This window comes from Photobacterium sanguinicancri (genome assembly GCF_002265265.1).
Lineage (GTDB): Bacteria > Pseudomonadota > Gammaproteobacteria > Enterobacterales > Vibrionaceae > Photobacterium > Photobacterium sanguinicancri.
Genome location: NZ_NOIF01000220.1, coordinates 1 through 7063 on the forward strand (window position 1 = coordinate 1; position 7063 = coordinate 7063).

A 7063-nucleotide genomic window follows, 5' to 3' on the forward strand; every position below is an offset into this window, starting at 1 on the left:
AACCAAATGGTTCGCCTTTTATTGATGAGTTTAGTTAATAGTTAAGGTTTAACCTTAATATTGACTATTAATCCTCAATATAACTTTCGATACTTGGGCAAGAGCAAATTAGGTTACGGTCACCAAATACGTTATCAACACGGTTTACTGTCGGCCAGTATTTCGCATCTTTGGTTTGTGCTGATGGGTAACAAGCCACTTCACGGCTGTATGGGTGTGCCCATTCTTGCTCTAGCAGATCCACTTGAGTATGCGGTGCATTCACCAGTGGGTTATCTTCTAGTGGCCATTCACCTTCTTGTACACGAGCAATTTCTTGACGGATAGCTATCATCGCATCACAGAAGCGATCAAGTTCCGCTAAATCTTCTGATTCAGTTGGCTCAATCATCAATGTACCCGCAACAGGGAACGACATGGTTGGCGCGTGGAAGCCAAAGTCCATCAGGCGTTTCGCCACATCTTCTTCAGAAATACCAGACGCTTCTTTGATTGGGCGAATATCGATAATACATTCGTGTGCGATACGGCCTTCAGTACCACGGTACAGAACAGGGTAGTGTGGGCGTAGACGCTCCATCACGTAGTTTGCGTTAAGGATAGCCAGCTTAGTGGCTTCTGTTAGCCCTTGTTCGCCCATCATTGCAATGTATGCGTAAGAAATTGGCAGGATGGATGCAGAGCCCATGTTTGCCGCAGAAACTGCATATTGCTGCTGATCATTTTCTGCATGTTCAACGTGACCTGGAATGAAAGGTGCTAGGTGAGATTTCACACCAATAGGACCCATACCAGGGCCGCCGCCCCCGTGAGGAATACAGAAGGTTTTGTGTAGGTTAAGGTGCGATACATCTGAACCGATAAAGCCAGGGTTCGTTAGGCCAACCTGTGCATTCATGTTCGCGCCATCAAGGTATACCTGACCACCCGCTTCATGCACTAGGTCACACACTTCACGTACTGCTTCTTCGTACACGCCGTGCGTAGAAGGGTAGGTGATCATGATACAAGATAGGTTTTCGCGGTGTTTTTCGATCTTCGCTTTTAAGTCTTCAACATCGATGTTGCCTTGCTCATCACAGCCTACAACAACAATTTTCATTGAAACCATCGCCGCAGACGCTGGGTTAGTACCGTGTGCTGAGCTTGGGATTAAACAGATATTACGGTGGCTATCACCATTGGCTTGGTGGTAACGCTGAATCGCGATAAGACCTGCGTACTCACCTTGTGCACCGGAGTTTGGCTGTAGCGAGAATGCATCGTAGCCTGTTACTTCACACAGCATTTTAGACAGGTTAGTCGCTAGTTCATCGTAACCTTTGGTTTGGTCGGCTGGTGCGAATGGGTGTAGTGCACCAAATTCAGGCCAAGTCACAGGGATCATTTCAGCGGCAGCGTTTAGCTTCATGGTACAGCTGCCTAGCGGGATCATACCGTGTGTTAGCGAGTAGTCTTTGTTTTCTAGCTTTTTCATGTAACGCATCATTTGCGTTTCACTGTGGTAGCTATTAAAAACAGGGTGCGTTAAGTATTCGCTGGTACGACGACAGCTTTCAGGAATAGCAGCATATTCGTCAGCTGCAATATCAGCCGTGAACATAGATGCTTTTAATGCATTGCCCGTCAAAAGGTGAAGCAGTTCTTCAACATCTGCCACCTTGGTGGTTTCATCAAGGCTAATACCTAGCTGAGCATCGGCTTTACGAAGGTTAATGCCTGCATCGAGTGCTTTTTGGTAAAGCTCTGCGGTTTTCTTACCTGTGTTTAGCGTTAGGGTATCGAAGAAGCGTTCGTGTGCGAGTTCGATGCCTGAATTACGTAAACCAGCAGCAAGAATTGCCGTTAAGTGGTGTACTCGACGGCCGATTTTACGTAGGCCTTCTGGTCCATGGTAAAGGGCATAGAAAGCCGCCATGTTAGCCAGTAGTGCCTGCGCAGTACAAATGTTTGATGTCGCTTTTTCACGGCGGATATGCTGCTCACGGGTTTGCATCGCCATACGCAGTGATTGGTTACCTTTGGCATCTTTTGATACGCCAATAACACGACCCGGCATCGTACGTTTGTGCTTGTCTTTGGTAGACATAAAGCCAGCGTGTGGGCCGCCAAAGCCCATAGGTACACCAAAACGTTGCGCACTACCTACGACTACATCTGCGCCCATTTCACCAGGCGCTTTCAAAATGGTAAGGGATAGTAAATCAGCAGCTACAGTGACGAGTGTTTTCTTCGCGTGTGCTTTTTCAATGATGTCGGTAAGATCTGTGATTTCACCTGTTGTGCCTGGGTATTGCAGTAGGGCACCAAATACATCGTGGTTATCAAGTTCTTCTGCATTGCCTGTGATAATTTCAAAGCCAATGAATTCAGCACGGGTACGAACAACGTCGACGGTTTGTGGGTGAATGTCATTTGAGACAAAGAATGCTTGGCTTTTGTTTTTACCTGCACGCTGACAAAGGGTCATGGCTTCAGCGGCTGCGGTTGCTTCATCAAGTAACGAAGCATTGGCGAGTTCCATGCCTGTTAAGTCCATGATCATTTGTTGATAGTTCAACAGTGATTCAAGACGACCTTGAGAGATCTCTGGCTGGTAAGGCGTGTAAGCAGTATACCAACCTGGGTTTTCAAGCACATTACGCAGAATAACGTTTGGCGTAAGTGTATTGTAATAACCCTGACCGATAAAACTCCTGTTGATGATGTTTTTACTTGCGATTTTTTTCAGTGAAGCAAGCATGTCTGCTTCGCTTTGTGGCAAGTCAAGCTGCATTGGCTCTGGTAAACGAATGTCAGCAGGGACAGTTTGTTCGATCAGCTTTTCAACACTTTCGACGCCAATGGTTTCAAGCATGATTTTTTGTTGTGCTGAATCTGGGCCATTGTGACGACCAGCAAAATCGTTGTCATCACTGAGGGCATGTAGCAGAGTCATATCGGTCATGGTTCTTTCCTGAACAGTTGCTACCAGTACCGTGAGCTGATACTGGCCGGATAATCTTAAATTAACACCTTGGTCACACCTTCTAAATGCTGCTTATTTCGTTATTTACGAGCATGCATTTATAGTGTTGTAGGTACAAAAACGGCTTTCCGAAGAAAGCCGATACGCATTAATCTTCGATAGTCTCTAGGTATTTCTCACCGTCGATAAGCTTAGCAAGCTCTTCAACGTCTTCAATTTTGATTTTTGCAATCCAACCGCCTTCGTACGGTTCTTCGTTGACAAGCTCTGGGCTATCTTCTAATTCTTCGTTGATTTCAACGATTTCGCCAGTCACTGGTGAGTAAATGTCAGAGGCCGCTTTTACAGATTCAACAAGAGAGAAAGTCTCGCCTGCAGTTGTTGAGTCGCCAACATCAGGAAGATCCACGAATACCACATCGCCTAATAGGCCTTGAGCGTGGTTAGAAATACCCATAGTGATAGTGCCGTCGCCGTTGTCGCGTACCCACTCATGGCTTTCTGTGAACTTCAGTGTATTTTCCATTTATAACTCCTTGCGCAATCTATCCGCTTTCAATGTTTGTATCAGCTTGATGATATTCATGCTGACATACTATTTTTTAGGGTGTTGAGAACAGCTTAATAGCACCTAACAAGTGCGTAACATACAACGCTATAGAGAGCTTATCAAACGAAAATTTCCAATAGTGTATTATTGCCCACTTTAATCTTGGAAATAATTAGCAAACGTTTGCGTCAATATTGGCGTTTGGTTATGCTTTGGCTAATTAATACGCGAAAAATCTACACTAGATACCAGAAATGTTTTGAGTTCAAATTGATGTGCTAGGCTGAATTACAAGGCTTTACGGGTGAAAATTACATTGAAAATGGGTGGCAGGCAAAGTAGGCAGCTCAAAAATGAATGTGGTGTAAAGATAAATGAGGCTGATGAGTTTCCAATAGGAAACTTTGTTGTAATTCTGTTAGTGAAGTCATGGTTTTTATCACCTAAAGTGGTTTAGTTTTATGCTCACTATGACAGAATGAAGCCAGTTTACCGCCAAGGAGGGGGCGTAATGAGTGAGGATACTCAGCAAGACATTTACCCATCAATGACAGTTGCCCGCGAGCGCGAATCGGCCAAAATTGAGCCTTTACAACTGGGTAAGCGTTTAAAAGAAATTCGAATGTCGCATGGCCTGACATTAGAAGAAGCCAGTAAAAGAACGGGATTAGCGCGTTCAACACTTTCTAAAATTGAAAACGAACAAATTTCACCGACTTTTCAAGCGATGCAAAAGTTGGCTGGAGGTTTAAATGTTGATATGCCTCAGCTTTTTGCGCCTCCTCGTCAAACCAGAACGACTGGTCGACGTGATATTACGCTTGTCGAACAGGGTAAGCCTCATCCGACGTCGACGTATGAGCACGAATTGTTAGCGACTCAGCTAACCAATAAAAAAATGATGCCATTTAAGTCACAAATACGTGCGCGGCATTTCAGTGATTACCCAGACTGGATCCGTCACGATGGTGAAGAGTTCTTACTGGTACTGAATGGTGAAATTACGTTTTTCTCTGAATTTTATGAACCCGTCAATTTAAACGAAGGTGATTCAGTTTATTACGATGCCAATATGGGCCACATGCTGATTTCAGTGAGTGAAAACGATGCGAATATCTTATGGGTGACAGCTTCATAATGATGGCGCAGGCAGCCATTAGCATTGAATGGAAGGTGATTTTTGATAAGTCTCTCAGGCTAAAATCCTGATAAGAAAAATAGGGTATTTCCTTAGTGATCAATCTAGCTAATCACTATGGTCATGATCGCTTTTTATTCGATAATCTGTTGGGCTGAATGTTGCTGATTACTTCGTTTAAGCCTTCTTCATAGCCTTCGTTATAGTAAAGTGACTTACGTAAATGAGATTATTATCATTAACAACTCTGTAATGATAAATGTTAATGATTTGCTGTGTCTGTAGTATTTGTTTTGGTGTCACTGCTGAGTTATGGACTCTAGATCACAACACGGTTTCTCAAAATTTGCGGCTTATAAAAGACAAAGCCTGCTAAATGTGGTTTGGGTGTAATGTGTTGGGTAGAACATCAACAATAATTTAGGGGGGCTTTTGAATGAAGCCTCAGTAATACGTGACCTTACGGCTATAACGTAAGGCAGTTAGTGTGATAAGTGGCGAAACTACTTCACATAATGTAATGGATAACACGGCCGCACGGCCTACGGAGAAAGAAAAATGTCTCAAGATCTTCTGGTTACACCGCTACACGCTCTTCATATTGAAATGGGCGCAAAAATGGTACCGTTTGCAGGCTATGATATGCCTGTACAGTACGCCCTCGGTGTACGCAAAGAGCATTTACATTGCCGTGAGCATGCGGGGCTATTTGATGTATCACACATGGGGCAAGTACGCCTTCATGGTAAAGATGCGGCAAAAGCAATTGAAGCGTTAGTGCCGGTAGACATTATTGATCTGCCAGCGGGTAAACAACGTTATGCCTTCTTCACCAATGAGCAAGGCGGTATCTTAGATGATTTGATGGTGACTAACTTTGGTGATCATCTCTTTGTTGTAGTGAATGCAGCTTGCAAGGAACAAGATATCGCACACATCCAAGCGCATCTTCCAGCAGATGTTGAATTAGAGATTATTGACGATCGTGCCTTGCTTGCACTACAAGGGCCAAAAGCAGCCGATGTGTTAGCACGCTTAAATCCCGCAGTGAGCGACATGGTGTTCATGGATGCCGCTAAAATCGAACTACTTGGCGTGGAGTGCTACGTAAGCCGCTCTGGTTATACTGGTGAAGATGGTTATGAAATTTCAGTGCCGAATGATAACGCAGACGCATTTGCGCGAGAGTTGTTAGCATTTACTGAAGTGGAATGGATTGGCTTAGGTGCACGTGATTCACTGCGTCTTGAGTGTGGTCTGTGCTTGTATGGCCACGATATTGACACAACAACCACGCCTGTAGAAGCAAGCCTATTATGGGGTATTAGCAAAGCGCGTCGTGCTGACGGTGAGCGTGCGGGTGGTTTCCCGGGTGCAGACTTGGTACTTGAGCAAATCAAAACCAAAGATGTTTCTCGTAAGCGTGTTGGTTTGTTAGGCCAATCTAAAGCACCTGTTCGTGAAGGTAGTAAGCTATTTGATGGGGCTGATAACGAAATTGGTATTGTTACCAGTGGTACATTCGGTCCATCTAAGGGGGCGCCTGTGGCAATGGCTTACGTGAAAACCGATAGTGCAGTGATTGGTACAGAAATTTTTGCTGAAGTGCGTGGTAAGAAGCTTCCAATGACAGTTGAGAAAATGCCATTTGTACCACAGCGTTATTACCGTGGTTAATGTATAAGTTTGGTGAATATCAATTAACGAAAGAGGGGCGTTTATCGCCTCTTTTTTTTGCTAGTTAATTCTCTGTTTAATTACTATTAAACCATGGTAAAAATGTGAATTGCGTAACCTGAAGTGAATACAATTATGATAAAAGTACTGTATTCACTTATTACATAAATTACGCAAGCACAGTTGTTTAATGTGAGACATTTTTATATGCCGATTTAAACATAAGTTGAAAGCCTTCTTGTGTAAGGTCTTTTGCACTAATTCCCGCTTCTTTTAATCGGCGATAGCATTCACCTAATGCGGCTATCGTTGCTTCTTGTTGTTGCGCTTTTAATTGTCTTCTGTTCATTTTATGATGCCTGCTTGTTATTGATGATGATTGGTGATTGCTCTTTTGGGTCATAATTAACTCTTATCCATGAATGTATGCTGAATGGAGCATACGATTTATACAAATGGGTTAGATAAACTAAAAAGACTCACATGACATCAACTTAGATTAATTATTAACTAAAATGTTAATGTCAACGAAGTGTCAGGTTTTTCTCGATACGAATGACAAGACCTAGAATCAAGTTTGGTTGATATCGAACATATTTAATGAAAATTTATTTCCCTTGGTATTTCTTAGCGTTACTGATCCCTGTTCTTTGCTATCTCTATCCTCTTTCAAAAGTAAAAATGCGTCACTATGCACTCGGTGACTTTTATTCAGCAGAGTGATTAATCT

Annotated in this window: 5 protein-coding genes; 2 read left to right on the top strand and 3 right to left on the bottom strand. The window is 43.3% G+C overall.

Translation table 11 applies throughout. The features are described 5' to 3' along the window. Window positions 1-67: 67 nt before the first annotated feature. Together gcvP and gcvH are read right to left on the bottom strand one after the other, a co-directional pair. Window positions 68-2947 carry an aminomethyl-transferring glycine dehydrogenase gene (gcvP, locus tag ASV53_RS21515; RefSeq protein WP_094958615.1) on the bottom strand — a complete coding sequence of 960 codons (2880 nt, stop codon included), beginning with the start codon at window positions 2945-2947 and terminating at the stop codon, window positions 68-70. Window positions 2948-3116: 169 nt separating this feature from the next. Then, entirely contained in the window at window positions 3117-3494 is a 378-nt protein-coding gene (gcvH, locus tag ASV53_RS21520) for a glycine cleavage system protein GcvH (protein ID WP_062687656.1), read from the bottom strand. Between the two features lie 535 nt (window positions 3495-4029). Between gcvH and ASV53_RS21525 the strand changes: the two genes are divergently transcribed. After that, on the top strand, window positions 4030-4656 hold the full coding sequence (locus ASV53_RS21525) for a helix-turn-helix domain-containing protein (protein ID WP_094958616.1): 627 nt from the start codon (window positions 4030-4032) through the stop codon (window positions 4654-4656). 558 nt (window positions 4657-5214) lie between these two features. After that, window positions 5215-6333 carry a glycine cleavage system aminomethyltransferase GcvT gene (gene gcvT, locus ASV53_RS21530; protein ID WP_094958617.1) on the top strand — a complete coding sequence of 373 codons (1119 nt, stop codon included), beginning with the start codon at window positions 5215-5217 and terminating at the stop codon, window positions 6331-6333. 187 nt (window positions 6334-6520) lie between these two features. Here gcvT and ASV53_RS25600 read toward each other — a convergent pair whose 3' ends face one another. Next, complete coding sequence (locus tag ASV53_RS25600; protein WP_164488538.1) at window positions 6521-6682, bottom strand: hypothetical protein; 162 nt, start codon at window positions 6680-6682, stop codon at window positions 6521-6523. Window positions 6683-7063 lie beyond the last annotated feature (381 nt).